Source organism: Burkholderia sp. PR2 (assembly GCF_052372875.1).
GTDB classification, from domain to species: domain Bacteria; phylum Pseudomonadota; class Gammaproteobacteria; order Burkholderiales; family Burkholderiaceae; genus Burkholderia; species Burkholderia diffusa.
Genome location: NZ_JBQRWH010000004.1, coordinates 3,002,041 through 3,018,781, shown reverse-complemented (window position 1 = coordinate 3,018,781; position 16,741 = coordinate 3,002,041). Strand labels below are relative to the sequence as shown.

Below are 16,741 nucleotides of genomic sequence, written 5' to 3'. Positions count from 1 at the left end.
GACGCGAACCGGACGACGGCAATTCGAAAGGAAGAGGATAATTATCGCACTTCGCTTTCGCGAATGCGTCTCGCGGGTGGCCCGATGAGGATCCGCTGGCTGCCTGCGCTGCTGATACTCGCCATCGTCGCGGTCACGATTCGCCTCGGGTTCTGGCAGCGCGACCGTGCGCATCAGAAGGAGGCGCTGCAGGCGAGCATCGTGCGCTACGAGCACGCGGTGCCCGTCGACGTCGGTGCGCAGCCGATTCCGCTCGCGTCGATCGAGTTCCATCGCGTGCGGGCCAGGGGGCGCTTCCTGCCGGAGCAAGCGGTGTTCCTCGACAATCGGCCGTATAACGACCAGCCGGGTTTTTACGTCGTGATGCCGTTTAAACTCTCGGGCGGCGGCGTCGTGCTGGTGAACCGCGGCTGGCTGCCGCGCAACATCGCCGATCGCACGGCGATCGAGCCGTTTTCGACGCCGGATGGCGACATCGAGATCGAAGGCATCGCGCGGGCCGATGCGTCGCGCGCGTTCGAGCTTGGCGAAGGCGGCTCGGCCGCGCACCAGAAGATCCGGCAGAACCTGGACGTCGCCGCGTATGCGAAGGAAACGGGGCTGCCGCTGCAGCCGTTCGTGATCCAGCAGACGAGCGACGATGGCGACAAGCTCGTGCGCGACTGGCCGGCGGCGACGACCGGCGTCGAGCGCAATTACGGTTACATGTTTCAGTGGTGGGCCATGGCGGCTGCCGCGCTCGGTTTCGGCCTGTACGCCGCGCGGCGTGCGGCGAAGAAATCGGCCGGCGCGTGAGCGCCATGACAGGACGCGGCGCACGCGCCGCGGGTTCGTTTCGAGAGGTCTGATTTGTCCATGCAATCTTCCCGTCGGGGTCCGGCCTCAGCGCCGATTTCGCCTGCGGCCCGCAAGCGCGGCCGCTGGATGCTCGTGCTGCTGGGTCTCGTGTGCGCAGCACCGATCATCGCGTCGTACTTCACCTATTACGTGATCAAGCCGAAGGGCGGCTCGACCAACTACGGCACGCTGATCGAGCCGCAGCGGCCGATCCCGGCCGATCTGCAGGTGACCGACGAAACCGGCAAGACGGTGCCGCTGTCGTCGCTGCGCGGCGTGTGGCTGTTCGTGATGACCGACCGCAGCGCGTGCGATGACGCCTGCGCGCAAAAGCTCTACTTCATGCGCCAGGTCCGTGTCACGCAGGCGGGCGAGCGGCACCGGATCACGATGGTATGGCTGCGCAGCGATGCGGGCGCGGTACCGCCGAAGGTGCTGGAGGCCTATCCGGACACGCGCCGGCTGGTCGCCGATCCGGCCGCGGTCGCCGCGTGGCTGCCGGCGGAAGCCGGCACCAAGGACAGCGACCACATCTACATGGTCGATCCGAACGGCAACCTGATGATGCGTTTCCCGAAGGACCCGAATCCCAGCAAGATCAAGGCGGACGTCACGAAGCTGCTGAAGTGGTCGAGCATCGGCTAAGGCGAGACGACGAGGCAACCATTCAATGTCGTATCTACTGCAACTCGGCCTGATCGGCCTCTGCATCGCGCTGCTGCCGCTGTCGTACGTGTGGGTCAAGGCCGACGACGACAAGTTCCGCAAGCTGGTGTGGATCACCACGTTCCTGACCCTCGATCTCGTGATGTTCGGCGGCTTCACGCGGCTGACCGATTCGGGCCTCGGCTGCCCGGACTGGCCCGGCTGCTACGGCACGTCGTCGCCGTTCATCGCGCACGCCGCGATCACGGCCGCGCACCAGGCGATGCCGACCGGCCCCGTCAGCATGACGAAGGCGTGGATCGAGATGATCCACCGTTATTTCGCGATGGCGATCGGCGTGCTGATCATCGCGCAGGTCGTGATTGCGTGGTCCGCGCGGTTGCGCCGCCGCGCGCTGCACGTGTCGCCGTGGTGGCCGACGAGCCTCTTGCTGCTGATCGTCGTGCAGGGCGTGTTCGGCGCGTGGACGGTCACGATGAAGCTGCAGCCGGTGATTGTCACGACGCACCTGCTGCTCGGCCTCACGCTGCTCGGCACGCTCGGCTGGCTCGCGGCGCGGCAGACGCCGCTGCCGTCGCATGACCCGGAGGCCGGCCGCTACCGCGCGGCCGCGCTCGCGGCGCTGGTGCTGCTGGTCGTGCAGATCGCGCTCGGCGGCTGGGTGAGCACCAACTACGCGGTGCTCGCGTGTACCGACTTCCCCACCTGCAACGGTCAGTGGATTCCGCCGATGAATTTCGAGCAGGGCTTCCATCTGTGGCGCGCGCTCGGCATGACGAAGGATGGCGACGCGATCACGCAGGACGCGCTGGTCGCGATCCACTGGACGCACCGCACGTTCGCGTTCGTCGTGGTCGCGTTCCTGGTCGCATTCGCGCTGAAGATGCGCCGCTTCGAGTCGCTGCGCCGGCCCGCGAACGGCGTGCTGCTGGTGGTCCTGCTGCAGTTCCTGACGGGCCTGACCAACATCGTGCTGCAGTGGCCGCTGCCGGTCGCCGTCGCGCACAACGGCGGCGCCGCGATCCTGCTGCTGCTCGTCGTCATGTTAAACTTTCGCATCCTTTCAAGCCGCCCCGGCCGTGTCGCGCAGCCCGCGCGCGACGCCGCCCCGGCGTGACCGCCCCCATGCAAAGCACCCTTTCCCAATCGCCCGGTAGCCGGTTTTCTCAGTACATGGCGCTGACGAAGCCGCGTGTCACGCAGCTTGCGGTGTTCTGTGCGGTGATCGGCATGTTTCTCGCGACGCCGGGCATGGTGCCGTGGCATGTGCTGATCGGCGGCACCGTCGGCATCTGGCTGCTGGCCGGCGCGGCGTTCGCGATCAACTGCCTCGTCGAACAGAAGATCGACGCGATGATGCGGCGCACCGCATGGCGTCCGTCCGCGCGCGGCGAGATCACGACCCCGCAGATCCTGCTGTTCTCGGCCGTGCTCGGCAGCGTCGGCGCATGGACGCTCTATACGTTCACGAACCCGCTGACGATGTGGCTGACGATCGCCACCTTCGTCGGCTACGCGGTGATCTACACGCTGTTGCTCAAGCCGATGACGCCGCAGAACATCGTGATCGGCGGCGCATCGGGCGCGATGCCGCCGGCGCTCGGCTGGGCCGCGGTCACCGGCGCGGTGCCCGGCGATGCTTGGATCCTCGTGCTGATCATCTTCGTGTGGACGCCGCCGCATTTCTGGGTGCTCGCGCTGTATCGCCGCAAGGATTATGAAAACGCGGGCCTGCCGATGCTGCCCGTCACGCACGGCGAGAAATTCACGCGGCTGCACATCCTGCTGTACACGGTGATCCTGTTCGCGGTCACGCTGATGCCGTTCATCTCGGGGATGAGCGGGGCCGTCTACCTGACGAGCGCGGTGCTGCTCGGCGCGGTGTTCCTCGCCTATGCCTGGAAGATCCACCGCGACTATTCGGATGAACTCGCCCGCAAGGCTTTCCGCTACTCGATCGTCTATCTGTCGCTGCTGTTCGCCGCGCTGCTCGTCGATCACTATGCACGCCCGCTGCTCGGCGTGTAACCGCACGGTTTGAACGCAATGCTCCATTCATGGTTCGGGCGCCGCGCGCGCCAAGGCTGGATGCTCGCGTGCGCATTCGCGGCAGCCACGCTGCTCGCCGGCTGCGACAACGCGCCGAAGTTCCAGAATCTCGACATTACCGGCAACACGCAGTTCGGCAGCGATTTCTCGCTGCCCGACACGACGGGCAAGGTACGCACGCTCGCCGACTTCAAGGGCCGTGCGGTCGTGATGTTCTTCGGCTATACGCACTGCCCGGACGTGTGCCCGACGACGATGGCCGAACTGTCTGAAGCACTGAAGCAGCTCGGGCCCGACGCCGCGAAGCGCGTGCAGGTGCTGTTCGTCACCGTCGATCCGGAGCGCGACACGCCGGCGCTGCTCGGCCAGTACGTGCCCGCGTTCGATCCGTCGTTCATCGGCCTGCGGCCTGCCGACGAAGCGGCGCTCAAGAAGGTCACGAAGGATTTCCGCGTGTACTACGCGAAGGTGCCCGGCAAGACGCCCGGCAGCTACACGATGGATCACACCGCCGCGAGCTACGTGTTCGACCGCGACGGCAAGCTGCGCCTGTTCGTGCGCGACGGCCAGGGCCCCGGCCCGTGGGTTCACGACCTGAAGCTGCTGGTCGACTGAGCGGCGCGCGCCGCATGTTCGCGCGGGCGTTCGCCCGGCGAAACGCGTGACGGCCGCGATGCGCCGTCACGCATTCTTCCTGTTTCCCTTCGATCTGCATGCGCCGCCTCGCGAGGCGGCGTGCGTGCGCACATTCGCGCACCGGCGCGCGTTACGGCAGTGCCGGCACGTTGAAGCCCTGCGCGGCACGCGTGATCCGGAATTCCGTCACGCGATACGTCGCGAGCCCTTCGGTCACGAACGGATCGGTCTCGAGGATCGCGTCCAGTTCGTCGCGGTCGATGCGGGCCGCGAGGATCACGCCGCCTTCGCGCGGCACCTTCGGCCCCGCTGCGATGAAGATGCCGCGCTCGAACAGCGGCTGCAGATACGCACGATGGCGTTCGAGCGCATCGTCGATGCGCTCGAGCGACGCGTTGTAGTGGATGTCGATGACGTACATGGATGGCCCTGGAATGTCGCCGGCGCGTCGTGTGCCGGTCAGCCGGTCTTTTTAGCACAGCGGCCGTCCCGTGTCGTGCCGGCCGTCGTGCGTGTATTCAAGTTGTAAGTCTCGTTGCCGTAAATACGGAGGCAACCGTTTGCGCGCGACCGGCCGTTCGCGCGTATCGCAGGCATCGACTTCGACAACAAGGCACGCAGATGAGCAGAATGAGTTTGAATCGCAAGCTGTGGCTCGCGCTTGCGCTGGTATGGATCGGCTTGCTCGGCGTCGGCGCATGGAGCGCATACGAGACGCGCGCGACGATGCTCGCCGAACGCAAGGCAGGCATCGCCAACCTGGTCGACTCGGCGGCCGGCATCGTCAGCGCATATCACGCGCTCGTGCAGAGCGGCACGCTGTCCGAGGCCGACGCGAAGCGCGACGCGCTCGCGAGCGTGGCCGCGATGCGCTACGGCGAGTCGGGCTATGTGTTCGTGATGGATTCGAAACCCGTCGTGCTGATGCACCCGACGCTGCCGAAACTTGTCGGCACGCAGGTCGGCGACTATCTCGACCCGGACGGCAAGCCGCTGTTCGTCACGATCCTGAACGCCGCGAAGGCGACCGGCAGCGGCTTCGCCGAGTATCGCGGGCGGCTGCCGCACAGCGAGACCGCGGTGCCGAAGATCAGCTACGTCACGCGCTTCGCGCCGTGGGACTGGAACATCTCGAGCGGCGTGTTCCTCAAGGACATCGATACCGTCTACTACCGGACGCTGTTCGGCCACCTCGCGGTCGTGTTCGCGATCGGCTTCGCGATCAGCGCGGCGATGCTCGTGATCATCCGCAACGTGCGCGGCAGCCTTGGCGGCGAGCCGGACGAAGCGGCCGCGCTGGCGACCCGCATCGCGCAGGGCGACCTCACGCGGCCGGTGCCGGTGCGCGCAGGCGACGACACGAGCATGATGGCGGCGATGCGCGACATGCAGGCGCGCCTGCAGGCGACGATCGGCGGAATCCGCCAGTCGGCCGAGTCGATTGCGTCGGCGAGCCGCGAGATCGCGGCCGGCAACGACGACCTGTCGCAGCGCACGGAGGAGCAGGCCGCGTCGCTCGAGGAAACGGCCGCGAGCATGGAGCAGCTGACCGCGACGGTGAAGCAGAACGCCGACAACGCGCGGCAGGCGAGCGGGCTCGCGAACAACGCATCGGAGATCGCGCGGGCGGGCAACGACGTCGTCAGTCGCGTGATCGGAACGATGGGCGAGATCGACGACAGCTCGCGCAAGATCGCCGACATCATCGGCGTGATCGAGGGCATTGCGTTCCAGACCAACATCCTCGCGCTGAACGCGGCGGTCGAGGCAGCGCGGGCCGGCGAGCAGGGGCGCGGCTTCGCGGTGGTCGCGGGCGAGGTGCGTTCGCTCGCGCAGCGCAGCGCGACGGCCGCGAAGGAGATTCGCCAACTGATCGTCGATTCGGTCGAGCGCGTGCGTAACGGCTCGACGCTGGTCGGCCAGGCCGGCACGACGATGGGCGAGATCCTGCAGGCGGTCGCGCGCGTGACCGACATCATGGGTGAGATCGCGGCGGCGTCCGAAGAGCAGGCGAGCGGCATCACGCAGGTTGGGCGCGCGGTCACACAGATGGATCAGGTCACGCAGCAGAACGCGGCGCTCGTCGAGGAGGCCAGCGCGGCCGCGGCGTCGCTGCAGGAGCAGGCCGGCCGGCTGCGCGACGCGATCAGCGCGTTCCGGGTCGCCGATGCTGGTGGCCGCGCGCATTGAACGCAACTAACGGCCTGATGGCGGCGTGGTAGCGGCCTGGTCGCGCATCGTTTGCCAGCACCGCTGCGGTGCATACCCATATGAGCGGGATGTATTTCACTTCCGGCCGATCCTGTGACACCATTTGCCCCTTCCTGCGAGTTCGGGGATACCCGTATCGCGCCCCATTTTCAGTTAGCAAGAAAGCGAGAAACAGATGAAGCGTCGCAGTCTCCTGAAGGTATTTTCCGTGCTGGCCACCGGTGCCGCGCTGACGCTGTCGGCGGGCGCGCACGCCGAAGACAAGGTCATCAAGGTCGGCACGGTCGCCGGCCCGGATGCGGAAGTGTGGCAGGTCGTGCAGAAGGTCGCGAAGGAGAAGGAAGGCCTGAACGTGAAGGTCATCGAGTTCAACGACTACGTGCAGCCGAACGCGGCGCTCGATGCGGGCGACCTCGACGCGAACAGCTTCCAGCACCAGCCCTACCTCGACAGCCAGGTGAAGCAGCGCGGCTACAAGATCGTCAGCGCGGGCCTGACCTACATCTCGCCGATCGGCGTGTACTCGAAGAAGTTCAAGGCGCTGAAGGACCTGCCGCAAGGCGCGAAGCTCGCGGTGCCGAACGATCCGTCGAACGAGAACCGCGCGCTGCTGCTGCTGCAGACGCAAGGCGTGATCAAGCTGAAGGCCGGCGCCGGCACGGGCGGCAACAACGCGACGGTGCTCGACATCGCCGAGAATCCGAAGAAGCTGAAGATCTCCGAGCTCGACGCCGCGCAACTGCCGCGCGTGCTGTCGGATGTCGACGCCGCCGTGATCAACACGAACTACGCGCTCGCCGCGAACCTGCAGCCGACCAAGGACGCGATCGCGCTCGAATCGCTGACGAGCCCGTATGCGAACCTGATCGCCGTGCGCGCGAAGGACAAGGATCAGCCGTGGGTGAAGAAGCTGGTCAAGGCGTACCAGTCGCCGGAAGTGCGGGAATTCATCAAGAAGCAGTTCAAGGGCTCGATGGTCGCGTCGTTCTGAACGCCGCACACCGGTCGTACCGCTGAAACGAAAGGGCCTGCCTCGTGCAGGCCCTTTTTCATTGGCGCGGCCGCAGATCATTGCGCGGCGCTCGGCGTTCAGCGCTGGCTCACATCTCGCCGCGCCGCGAGCAGATCGCCATGATCTGCTGGATCGCGTAGTTGTCGCGCACGCCCGGCAGCGACTGCACGACACACTCGTGAAAGCGCCGCTCGCGCGGCAGCAGCATCGCGTTGTTGCGGTACAGCGCGTCGCACGAGCGCTGGATCAGTTGCGCGGCCGCGCCGTTGCGGCTCTCGCGCAGCGCGCCCAGCATGCAGTCGTCGTATTGCGCATAGCCGTCGGTCAGCGCGAATGCCGCACCCGGCAGCGCCAGCGCAACGACCGCGCACGCGATCGCACGGATTCCCCGTTTCATGCACGCTCCGTGGGTGTGGATTGGGTCGGCGGACAGCATAACGTAAAGCTGTGAACGCGGCTGACGTGTTGTGCCGGGGCCGGCGCCAAGCGCCGCCGGCCGGGCTTCCCGAGCGTTTCGCAGCGGCTCGGCGGCCGCGTGTGCCGGCCGGACGCCCGAAAGCGCGAAGTCAGGTGGTGGTCTGCGGAAATGGTATCCTCGTGCGTTCGCCGCCGCGCGCCTTCCCGGGGCCCGCGCGGGGCCGCTGCCGCCCACACCGTCACCCGGTTGCGCGTGCTCGGCACCTGCATGACGGCGGCGGGAATCCATCATCCAGAACCGACACAAATACGGGGGAGACTCACCCATGAAGCGTTTCAAGATTTTCGCGATCCGTTCGATCACGGCCGGCGTCGCCGCATTCGCGCTCGCGGGCGCCGCGCACGCACAGACGGTCAAGGTGCTGTCGATCGTCGACCACCCGGCACTCGATGCGATCCGCGACGGCGTGCGCGCCGAACTGAAGGCGCAAGGCTACGGCGACGACAAGCTCAAGTGGGAATACCAGAGCGCGCAGGGCAACACGGGCACGGCCGCGCAGATCGCGCGCAAGTTCGTCGGCGACCAGCCCGACGTGATCGTCGCGATCGCGACGCCGGCCGCGCAGGCGGTGGTTGCATCGACGAAGAGCGTGCCGGTCGTCTATTCGGGGGTGACCGATCCGGTCGCAGCCCAGCTCGTGAAGGGCTGGGGCCCGTCGGGCACCAACGTGACGGGCGTCTCCGACAAGCTGCCGCTCGACCGTCAGGTCGCGCTGATCAAGCGCGTCGTGCCGAAGGCGAAGACGGTCGGCATGGTCTACAACCCGGGCGAGGCGAACTCGGTCGTGGTCGTGAAGGAGCTCAAGGAGATCCTCGCGAAGCAGGGGATGACGTTGAAGGAAGCGGCCGCGCCGCGCACCGTCGACATCGGCCCGGCCGCGAAGAGCCTGATCGGCAAGGTCGACGTGATCTACACGAACACCGACAACAACGTCGTGTCCGCATACGAAGCGCTCGTGAAGGTCGCGAACGAAGCGAAGATCCCGCTCGTCGCCGGCGACACCGACAGCGTGAAGCGCGGCGGCATCGCGGCGCTCGGCATCAACTACGGCGACCTCGGCCGGCAGACCGGCAAGGTCGTCGCGCGCATCCTGAAGGGCGAGAAGCCGGGCGCGATCGCGTCGGAAACGAGCAGCAACGTCGAGCTGTTCGCGAACACGGGCGCGGCCGCGAAGCAGGGCGTGACACTGTCGCCGGATCTGCTCAAGGAAGCGAAGACGGTCATCAAGTAAGCCGCGGCCCGACCGCCGCGCTTGCAGGCCCGATCCGGGCCCGAACGAAACCGCCGGTCGGGCGGCTCCCACCCGGGGCCGCCCATCCGCTTCGCCCGGCCGTACACGTGAGGCCGGGAAGCAACAGGATTTCCCCATCATGTCTCTGTTCTCGTTTCTGGGCGCGCTGGAGATCGGCCTGATCTTCAGTCTCGTCGCCCTCGGGGTGCTGATCTCGTTTCGCATCCTCAACTTCCCCGACCTGACCGTCGACGGCAGCTTTCCGCTCGGCGGCGCCGTCGCCGCGACGCTGATCTCCGCCGGCCACGACCCGTTCACGTCGACGGTGCTCGCGATCGTCGCGGGCGCGCTGGCCGGCTTCGTCACGGGCTGGCTCAACGTGCGCCTGAAGATCATGGACCTGCTCGCCAGCATCCTGATGATGATCGCGCTCTATTCGGTGAACCTGCGGATCATGGGCCGGCCGAACGTACCGCTCATCACCGAGCCGACGATCTTCACCGTGCTGCAGCCCGACTGGATGCCCGACTACGTGCTGCGCCCGGCGCTGCTCGCGATCGTCGTCGTGGTCGCGAAGCTCGGCCTCGACTGGTTCTTCTCGTCGCAGCTCGGCCTCGCGATGCGCGCGACCGGCGCGAACCCGCGGATGGCGCGCGCGCAGGGCATCGCGACGGGCCGCGCGACGCTCGCCGGGATGGCGCTGTCGAACGCGCTCGTCGCGCTCGCCGGTGCGCTGTTTGCGCAGACGCAGGGCGGCGCCGACATCTCGATGGGGATCGGCACGATCGTGATCGGGCTGGCCGCGGTGATCATCGGCGAGACGCTGCTGCCCGCGCGCCGGCTCGTGCTGACGACGCTCGCGGTCGTGCTCGGTGCGATCGTCTACCGCTTCTTCATCGCGCTCGCGCTGAACAGCGAATTCATCGGCCTGAAAGCGCAGGACCTGAACCTCGTGACGGCTGCGCTCGTCACGATCGCGCTGGTGCTGCCGGCGACGCGCAAGAAGCTGTTCGCGCGCAAGAACGGAGGGGCCTGACATGCTGTCCGCACAAGACCTGAAACTCACGTTCAATCCCGGCACGCCGATCGAGACGCGTGCGCTGCGCGGGCTGTCGCTCGAGATTCCCGACGGCCAGTTCGTCGCGGTGATCGGCTCGAACGGCGCCGGCAAGTCGACCTTCCTCAATGCGGTCAGCGGCGACCAGCGCGTCGATTCGGGACGCATCGCGATCGACGGCACGGATGTCACGCGCCAGCCCGCGTGGGACCGCGCGCACCTCGTCGCGCGCGTGTTCCAGGATCCGATGGCCGGCACCTGCGAGGCGCTGACGATCGAGGAGAACATGGCGCTCGCGACGGCGCGCGGCGTGCGGCGCGGCTTCCGGGCCGCGCTCGACCGTCCGTCGCGCGAGCTGTTCCGCGACAAGCTGCGTCTGCTGAACCTCGGTCTCGAGAACCGGCTGACCGACCGGATCGGGCTGCTGTCGGGCGGTCAGCGGCAGGCGGTGAGCCTGTTGATGGCGTCGCTGCGGCCGTCGCGGATCCTGCTGCTCGACGAGCACACGGCCGCGCTCGACCCCAAGACGGCCGCGTTCGTGCTGGAACTGACCGCGCGCATCGTCGCCGAAAGCAAGCTGACGACGATGATGGTCACGCACAGCATGCGGCAGGCGCTCGACTACGGCGACCGCACGGTGATGCTGCACCAGGGGCAGGTCGTGCTCGACGTGTCGGGCGACCAGCGCCGCGGGCTCGACGTGCCGGACCTGCTGCAGATGTTCGAGAAGGTGCGGCACGAGCAGCTCGACGACGACGCGTTGCTGCTCGGCTGACGCGCGGCGGGCGGGCCGGCGCGGTGCGAGGTGCTGCATCGTGCCGGTTTGCGTGAGGGTTGGCATGCCGATCCGGCCGGGCGATTCGGCGCGCGTGCGCCGCATCGGGCCGGATGGTTGGGCGGGCGTTCGGGCGGCGCGATCCGGCCACGCCCGATCCGGCGCGCCGTAGCATGACGGGGCGCGCCGGCTTTCTCCCCGTTTTTTCCTCCGACAAAAGCCGGTTTCGCACCGGCGCTGTGCGATGCGAGCGCATTGCCATATACTGTATATCCATACAGTTGTGGGTGGCGTCATGCTCGCATCCTCCATTTCTCCCGAATCCCTTCATCCATCGCTCTGGCGTGGCTCGCAGCTCGCGCGCGGCGGTCTGCGCACGATCGACACCGGCTTTGCGCCGCTGTCCGCCGAGCTGCCGGGCGGCGGCTGGCCGGTCGGCGGGCTCGTCGAGTTGCTGGCCGCGCAGCCGGGCTGCGGCGAGATGCGGCTGCTTGCACCCGCGCTCGCGCGCACCGTCAGCGCGCGGCGTCCGCTCGCGCTCGTCGCGCCGCCGCAATCGCCGCATGCGACCGCGCTCGCCAGTCTCGGCGTGCCGGCCGACGCGTTGCTGTGGCTGCGCGCCGGCAGCCGCACGGATGCGTTATGGGCCGCCGAACAGGCGCTCAAGACCGGCTGTTGCGGCGCGCTGCTGCTCTGGCAGGACGCGCGGCCCGATGCACTGCGGCGCCTGCATCTCGCGGCCGCGCGCACGGGCGACACGCTGTTCGTGATGCTGCGCCCGCTGTCGGCCGCGCGGCAGCCGTCGCCGGCCGTGCTGCGCGTCGCGCTGTATCCCGTGCCGGGCGGTGTGTCGCTCGACATCGTCAAGCGTCGCGGGCCTGCGAGCGGCGAGCCGCTCGTGCTCGACCTGCCGTCGCCCATCGTGGAGAGCCGCTATGCGCGTCTTGCTCGGCATCCATCTGCCGCGCCTGCCGCTCGACGTGTGCGCCCCGCAGCCGTCTGACGCAGCGGCCGGCGGCGCCGGCTGCGCGGTGCTCGAGCAAGGCGTCGTGCTGATCGCCGATGCAGCCGCGCGCCGGCAAGGCGTGCGCGCGGGCATGAAGCGCGGCGGCGTGCTGACGCTCGCGCCCGAGACGCAACTCGTCGAACGCGATCCCGCGCGCGAGGCCGATGCGCTGCGCGCGGTCGCGCTCGCATTGCTGCGCTTCTCGCCGTGCGTCGCGCTCGACGACGAAGCGACGCTGATCGTCGACGTCGGTCCGAGCCTGCGCCTGTTCGGCGGCTTGCCGTCGCTGTGCCGTCAGGTGCGCGCGACGCTCGCGACGCTCGGTTATGCGGCGCGCCTGTCCGCCGCGCCGACCGGGCGCGGTGCGTGGCTGCTCGCGCGTGTCTCGGCCCGCGCGCGGATCCGGCGCCGGTTGGCCGCCCCTGCGTCGCTGGTTCGCGCGCTCGATGGGCTGCCGTGCGCGCTGCTGCCCGACGCGCGCCCGTATGCGGGCTGGTTCGACGGCCTCGGTTGCCGCACGCTCGCCGATCTGCGCGGCTTGCCGCGCGCGGGGTTGCAGCGCCGCTGCGGCCCGGCGCTGCTCGCCGCACTCGATCGCGCGTACGGCGATGCGGTCGAGCCGCTTGCGTGGATGGCGGTGCCGCCCGTGTTCGACGTGCGGCTCGAATTGCCGGAGCGCGTCGAATACGCGGAAGCTGTGCTGTTCGCCGCGCGGCGGCTCGTCGTGCAGCTCTGCGGGTGGCTGGCCGCGCGGCAGCTGTCGCTGGCCGCGATGACGTTCGATCTCGAGCACGAGCGCGGCCGTCAGGCCGTGCCGCCGACACCGCTCGAACTCGCGTTCGCCGCGCCCGTGCGCGACGAGACGCACTTCATGCGGCTGCTCGGCGAGCGGCTCGCGCGCGTCGAATTGCCGTCCGCGGTGATCGCGGTGCGGCTGAAGGCCACGCGCGTCGAATCGGTCGCGCCGCCGGCCGACGATCTCTTTCCCGAGCCGGGCGGCACGCGCGAGACGCGCGCGCGGCTGTTCGAACTGCTGATCGCACGGCTCGGCGCGGAGAACGTGCTGCGCGCGGCACCCGTCGCCGATCACCGTCCGGAGGCCGCGAACCGCTGGCTGCCGCTCGATGCGCAAGCAGGCAAGCCGGCCGCTGGTCCGCCGGCCGTGCCGCCGCGCCCCGCATGGCTGCTGGCCGAGCCGCAGCCGCTCCTGATGCGCGAGAACCGGCCGGTGTTCCATACGCCGCTCAGGATGATGTCGTCGGCCGAGCGGATCGAAGCCGGGTGGTTCGACGGGCAACTGGCCGCACGCGATTACTACGTCGCGCAAGACGAGGTCGGTGCGTGCTACTGGGTATTCAAGGAACGGGCGGGGAGCGAGTCCGAGCCGCGCTGGTTCCTGCACGGCCTGTTCGGGTGAGCCGTCATGATTGCAGAATTCAGCTGGCTGCCCGATTACGCGGAGTTGTTCTGCCGATCGAACTTTTCGTTCCTGCATGGCGCGTCGCATGCGGACGAACTGGTCGAGCGCGCGGCCGAACTCGGCTATCGCGGGATCGCGATCACCGACGAATGCTCGCTCGCAGGTGCGCCGCGCATGCATGTCGCGGCGAAGGCGAAAGGGCTGCCGCTCGTCATCGGTTCGTATTTCGAAGTCATGCCGGATGAAGTCGCGCCCGGCCACGATCCGGGCCCCGGCGCGTTCGGGCTCGTGTTGCTTGCGCAGAACCGCGAGGGCTACGGCAACCTGTCCGAGCTGATCTCGTGGCGGCGGATGGCATCGCCGAAGGGCACTTACAAGCTGACGTCGCGGATGCTGTCGGCGCCGCCTGCCGAGTTTGCCCACTTGCGCGGCATGCCCGACTGTTTCGCGATTCTCGTGCCCACGTATCCGGTGCGTGCTGATGTACTCGATGCGCAGGTCGCGTGGTTTCGCGCGACGTTCGGCGAACGGGCGCGGCTCGGGCTCGTGCAGTTGCAGCGCGCGCTGGACGGTGCGCAGCGCGAGGAGATTCGTGCGGCCGGCGCGCGGCGCGGCGTGCGTATCGTCGCGCTTGGCGATGTGACGATGCACCGGCGTTCATGCAAGCCGCTGCAGGACGTGATGACGGCGATCCGCGTCGGGATGCCGGTTTCAGAGTGCGGCTATGCGCTCGCGCCGAATGCGGAACAGCATCTGCGTTCGCGACAGCGGATCGGGCAACTGTACTCGCCGGAGGAGATCGCGGAGACGTGCGCGATTCTCGATGCTTGTCTTTTCGAACTCGATTCGCTGCGCTACGAGTATCCCGACGAGATCGTGCCGAAGGGGCTGACGCCGACGCGCTATCTGGAACAGGAAACCTTCGCGGGGGCGGCGGGGCGTTATCCGCAAGGCATTCCGGAGAAGGTCGAGAAGCAGATCCGCCATGAACTCGACCTGATCGCGAGGTTGAGCTACGAACCGTTCTTCCTGACCGTCTACGACATCGTCAAATACGCGCGCAGCCAGAACATCCTGTGCCAGGGCCGGGGCTCGGCGGCAAACTCGGTCGTCTGCTACTGCCTCGGCATCACCGAGGTCGATCCCGACCAGAGCACGATGCTGTTCGAGCGCTTCATCAGCGAGGAGCGCGGCGAGCCGCCGGATATCGACGTCGACTTCGAGCATCAGCGCCGGGAAGAGGTCATTCAGCATATCTACGAAAAATACGGCAAGGACCGCGCAGCACTCGCGGCGGCGGTCTCGACGTATCGCCCGCGCGGCGTGCTGCGCGAAACCGGCAAGGCGCTCGGTGTCGATCCGATGCTGATCGATCGCGTCGCGAAAGGGCATCGCTGGTTCGACGGCAGTCGCGATCTGCTGCAGCAATTCGCGACGACCGGGCTTGACCCGGCCACGCCGATCATTCGCGCATGGGCCGAACTCGCGGGGCGCTTGCTCAACTTTCCGCGCCACCTGTCGCAGCATTCGGGCGGCTTCGTGATCAGCCGCGGCAAGCTCACGCGGCTCGTGCCGGTCGAGAACGCGGCGATGGACGGGCGGCGCGTGATTCAATGGGACAAGGACGATCTCGAGGCGCTCGGGCTGATGAAGGTCGACGTGCTCGCGCTCGGCATGCTGTCGGCGCTGCATCGCGCGTTCGACATGCGCACCGCATGGCGCGGGCCGCCGGAGCCGGGTGGTGAGCCGTTCACGCTGAAGCATATTCCGCAGGATGACGAACCAACCTACGACATGATCTGCCGCGCCGATACGGTCGGCGTGTTCCAGATCGAATCGCGTGCGCAGATGTCGATGCTGCCGCGGTTGAGGCCGCGCAACTACTACGATCTCGTCGTCCAGGTGTCGATCGTGCGGCCCGGTCCGATTCAGGGCGGCGCGGTGCATCCGTATCTGAAGCGGCGCAGGATCATGGCCGGCGAAGAGGAGGGTGAGGTCACGTATCCGAGCGATGCGCTCAAGGAAGTGCTCGAACGCACGCTCGGCGTGCCGATCTTCCAGGAACAGGTGATGCAGATCGCGATCGTCGCGGCAGGCTTCACGCCTGGCGAGGCCGACGAGTTGCGCCGGGCAATGGCTGCGTGGAAACGCAAGGGCAACCTCGAGAAGTATTACGACAAGATCGTCGACGGGATGCTCGAACGCAACTACACACGCGAATTCGCCGAGCAGATCTTCGAGCAGATCAAGGGCTTCGGCGAATACGGTTTCCCCGAGAGCCATGCGGCCAGTTTCGCGAAACTCGCCTATGCGAGCAGTTGGCTCAAATGCCACGAACCGGCGATCTTCCTCGCCGCGCTGCTGAACAGCCAGCCGATGGGTTTCTATCCGCCGTCGCAACTCGTGCAGGACGCGAAGCGTCATCGCGTGAAGGTGCTGCCGATCGACGTGACGCAAAGCAACTGGGAAGCCTCGCTCGAAGCGCTGCCCGGCCAGCCGCCGCCGCATGGTCAGCCCGCGGTGCGGCTCGGCCTGTCGCTCGTGCGCGGCCTCGGCGAGGCTGCCGCGCGGCGCATCGAGGCCGCGCGCGCGGCCGGCCCGTTCGAGAACGTCGACGCGCTCGCGCGCCGCGCGCAGCTCGAACGACGCGATCTCGAAGCGCTCGCCGCCGCGAACGCGCTCGCGACGCTCGCCGGCCATCGCCGCGATGCATTGTGGCAGGCCGTCGCCGCAGCACCGGAGCGCGACCTGCTCGCCGCCGCGCCGATCGACGAAACGGAGCAGCCCGTGCTCGGCGCGCCTTCGGAAGCCGACGACATCCTTGCCGACTATCACACCACCGGCCTCACGCTGAACCGCCACCCGGTCGCGCTGCTGCGGCCCGCGTTGCGCGCGCAGCGGCTGTCGTCCGCGGCCGAGTTGCGCGACCGTCCCGATGGCCGGCTCGCGCGCGCGTGCGGGCTCGTGACCGCACGGCAGATGCCGGGCACCGCGAAGGGCGTGATGTTCATGACGCTCGAGGACGAGACGGGCTGCGTGAACGTGATCGTGCGGCCCGAGCTGCTCGCGCGGCAGCGCCGCGAAACGCTCGATTCGCGACTGCTCGCGGCATCGGGCGTATGGCAGGTCGTCAGCGACGTGAGGCACCTCGTCGCGCAGCATTTCGAGGATCTGACGCCGCTGCTCGGCGGGCTGCGCACGTCGAGCCGCGAGTTCCACTGACACGGCGCGCCGGCACGCCGCCCGCGCGCCGCCGCCGCATGCATACCAGTCGGCCCAACTGGTTCTATTCCGGTATCGTTTCCAGCTTCCCAAGCCTGGGAAATCCGGCCCGGGAACTGTCCCCTTGCATACCAATCCGGG

General features: G+C 68.1%; 15 protein-coding genes. 13 read left to right on the top strand and 2 right to left on the bottom strand.

From position 1 onward, the window contains the following. The first annotated feature begins 84 nt into the window (after positions 1 to 84). Genes ACT2FV_RS31145 through ACT2FV_RS31125 form a run of 5 tightly spaced genes read left to right on the top strand, consistent with a single transcriptional unit; the run spans position 85 to position 4,167 of the window. The gene (locus ACT2FV_RS31145; protein ID WP_059599899.1) at positions 85 to 795 is read left to right on the top strand and encodes an SURF1 family protein; all 711 of its coding nucleotides are present in this window, start codon (positions 85 to 87) and stop codon (positions 793 to 795) included. Positions 796 to 855: 60 nt separating this feature from the next. Beyond that, positions 856 to 1,482, top strand: coding sequence for an SCO family protein (locus tag ACT2FV_RS31140; RefSeq protein ID WP_226117712.1), 627 nt, complete (start codon positions 856 to 858; stop codon positions 1,480 to 1,482). A gap of 25 nt (positions 1,483 to 1,507) precedes the next feature. After that, positions 1,508 to 2,620, top strand: a complete 1,113-nt coding sequence (locus tag ACT2FV_RS31135; protein WP_124626335.1) for a COX15/CtaA family protein — start codon at positions 1,508 to 1,510, stop codon at positions 2,618 to 2,620. An 8-nt stretch (positions 2,621 to 2,628) separates the two neighbouring features. Continuing rightward, entirely contained in the window at positions 2,629 to 3,531 is a 903-nt protein-coding gene (cyoE, locus tag ACT2FV_RS31130; protein ID WP_006477738.1) for a heme o synthase, read from the top strand. An 18-nt stretch (positions 3,532 to 3,549) separates the two neighbouring features. Next, positions 3,550 to 4,167 (top strand): SCO family protein, encoded by a 618-nt coding sequence (locus ACT2FV_RS31125; protein ID WP_059599875.1) that lies wholly within the window; start codon positions 3,550 to 3,552, stop codon positions 4,165 to 4,167. Between the two features lie 151 nt (positions 4,168 to 4,318). On the opposite strand, the gene ACT2FV_RS31120 is transcribed toward ACT2FV_RS31125, so the two are convergent. Next, positions 4,319 to 4,609, bottom strand: coding sequence for a YciI family protein (locus ACT2FV_RS31120; protein WP_044848209.1), 291 nt, complete (start codon positions 4,607 to 4,609; stop codon positions 4,319 to 4,321). Positions 4,610 to 4,809: 200 nt separating this feature from the next. Here ACT2FV_RS31120 and ACT2FV_RS31115 point away from each other — a divergent pair, with 200 nt between their 5' ends. Both ACT2FV_RS31115 and ACT2FV_RS31110 read left to right on the top strand, forming a co-directional pair. Continuing rightward, complete coding sequence (locus ACT2FV_RS31115; protein WP_444505362.1) at positions 4,810 to 6,378, top strand: methyl-accepting chemotaxis protein; 1,569 nt, start codon at positions 4,810 to 4,812, stop codon at positions 6,376 to 6,378. A 196-nt stretch (positions 6,379 to 6,574) separates the two neighbouring features. After that, complete coding sequence (locus ACT2FV_RS31110; RefSeq protein ID WP_059599877.1) at positions 6,575 to 7,390, top strand: MetQ/NlpA family ABC transporter substrate-binding protein; 816 nt, start codon at positions 6,575 to 6,577, stop codon at positions 7,388 to 7,390. Positions 7,391 to 7,499: 109 nt separating this feature from the next. Here ACT2FV_RS31110 and ACT2FV_RS31105 read toward each other — a convergent pair whose 3' ends face one another. Further along, positions 7,500 to 7,808, bottom strand: coding sequence for a VF_A0006 family four-cysteine protein (locus ACT2FV_RS31105; RefSeq protein WP_059599878.1), 309 nt, complete (start codon positions 7,806 to 7,808; stop codon positions 7,500 to 7,502). A 346-nt stretch (positions 7,809 to 8,154) separates the two neighbouring features. Between ACT2FV_RS31105 and ACT2FV_RS31100 the strand changes: the two genes are divergently transcribed. From ACT2FV_RS31100 to ACT2FV_RS31075, 6 genes are all read left to right on the top strand, one after another. Further along, positions 8,155 to 9,120 (top strand): ABC transporter substrate-binding protein, encoded by a 966-nt coding sequence (locus ACT2FV_RS31100; RefSeq protein WP_444505361.1) that lies wholly within the window; start codon positions 8,155 to 8,157, stop codon positions 9,118 to 9,120. 139 nt (positions 9,121 to 9,259) lie between these two features. After that, positions 9,260 to 10,156 (top strand): ABC transporter permease, encoded by an 897-nt coding sequence (locus tag ACT2FV_RS31095; protein WP_059599879.1) that lies wholly within the window; start codon positions 9,260 to 9,262, stop codon positions 10,154 to 10,156. A 1-nt stretch (position 10,157) separates the two neighbouring features. Then, a complete protein-coding gene (locus ACT2FV_RS31090) occupies positions 10,158 to 10,952 on the top strand; it encodes an ABC transporter ATP-binding protein (RefSeq protein WP_059599880.1) in 795 nt (264 codons plus the stop codon). Positions 10,953 to 11,247: 295 nt separating this feature from the next. Beyond that, the gene (gene imuA, locus ACT2FV_RS31085; protein WP_059681656.1) at positions 11,248 to 11,955 is read left to right on the top strand and encodes a translesion DNA synthesis-associated protein ImuA; all 708 of its coding nucleotides are present in this window, start codon (positions 11,248 to 11,250) and stop codon (positions 11,953 to 11,955) included. Next, positions 11,888 to 13,375 (top strand): Y-family DNA polymerase, encoded by a 1,488-nt coding sequence (locus tag ACT2FV_RS31080; RefSeq protein WP_175815854.1) that lies wholly within the window; start codon positions 11,888 to 11,890, stop codon positions 13,373 to 13,375. Before imuA ends, ACT2FV_RS31080 begins: the two co-directional genes overlap by 68 nt. Positions 13,376 to 13,381: 6 nt before the next feature. Further along, a complete protein-coding gene (locus tag ACT2FV_RS31075; protein ID WP_444505360.1) occupies positions 13,382 to 16,600 on the top strand; it encodes an error-prone DNA polymerase in 3,219 nt (1,072 codons plus the stop codon). Positions 16,601 to 16,741 lie beyond the last annotated feature (141 nt).

What these genes read in the sequence shown, in the direction of transcription:
- ACT2FV_RS31145 (WP_059599899.1), top strand. Translation starts at nt 85, where the DNA reads ATGAGGATCCGCTGGCTGCCTGCGCTGCTGATACTCGCCATCGTCGCG.
- ACT2FV_RS31140 (WP_226117712.1), top strand. Translation starts at nt 856, where the DNA reads ATGCAATCTTCCCGTCGGGGTCCGGCCTCAGCGCCGATTTCGCCTGCG.
- ACT2FV_RS31135 (WP_124626335.1), top strand. Translation starts at nt 1,508, where the DNA reads ATGTCGTATCTACTGCAACTCGGCCTGATCGGCCTCTGCATCGCGCTG.
- cyoE (WP_006477738.1), top strand. Translation starts at nt 2,629, where the DNA reads ATGCAAAGCACCCTTTCCCAATCGCCCGGTAGCCGGTTTTCTCAGTAC.
- ACT2FV_RS31125 (WP_059599875.1), top strand. Translation starts at nt 3,550, where the DNA reads ATGCTCCATTCATGGTTCGGGCGCCGCGCGCGCCAAGGCTGGATGCTC.
- ACT2FV_RS31120 (WP_044848209.1), bottom strand. Translation starts at nt 4,609, where the DNA reads ATGTACGTCATCGACATCCACTACAACGCGTCGCTCGAGCGCATCGAC.
- ACT2FV_RS31115 (WP_444505362.1), top strand. Translation starts at nt 4,810, where the DNA reads ATGAGCAGAATGAGTTTGAATCGCAAGCTGTGGCTCGCGCTTGCGCTG.
- ACT2FV_RS31110 (WP_059599877.1), top strand. Translation starts at nt 6,575, where the DNA reads ATGAAGCGTCGCAGTCTCCTGAAGGTATTTTCCGTGCTGGCCACCGGT.
- ACT2FV_RS31105 (WP_059599878.1), bottom strand. Translation starts at nt 7,808, where the DNA reads ATGAAACGGGGAATCCGTGCGATCGCGTGCGCGGTCGTTGCGCTGGCG.
- ACT2FV_RS31100 (WP_444505361.1), top strand. Translation starts at nt 8,155, where the DNA reads ATGAAGCGTTTCAAGATTTTCGCGATCCGTTCGATCACGGCCGGCGTC.
- ACT2FV_RS31095 (WP_059599879.1), top strand. Translation starts at nt 9,260, where the DNA reads ATGTCTCTGTTCTCGTTTCTGGGCGCGCTGGAGATCGGCCTGATCTTC.
- ACT2FV_RS31090 (WP_059599880.1), top strand. Translation starts at nt 10,158, where the DNA reads ATGCTGTCCGCACAAGACCTGAAACTCACGTTCAATCCCGGCACGCCG.
- imuA (WP_059681656.1), top strand. Translation starts at nt 11,248, where the DNA reads ATGCTCGCATCCTCCATTTCTCCCGAATCCCTTCATCCATCGCTCTGG.
- ACT2FV_RS31080 (WP_175815854.1), top strand. Translation starts at nt 11,888, where the DNA reads ATGCGCGTCTTGCTCGGCATCCATCTGCCGCGCCTGCCGCTCGACGTG.
- ACT2FV_RS31075 (WP_444505360.1), top strand. Translation starts at nt 13,382, where the DNA reads ATGATTGCAGAATTCAGCTGGCTGCCCGATTACGCGGAGTTGTTCTGC.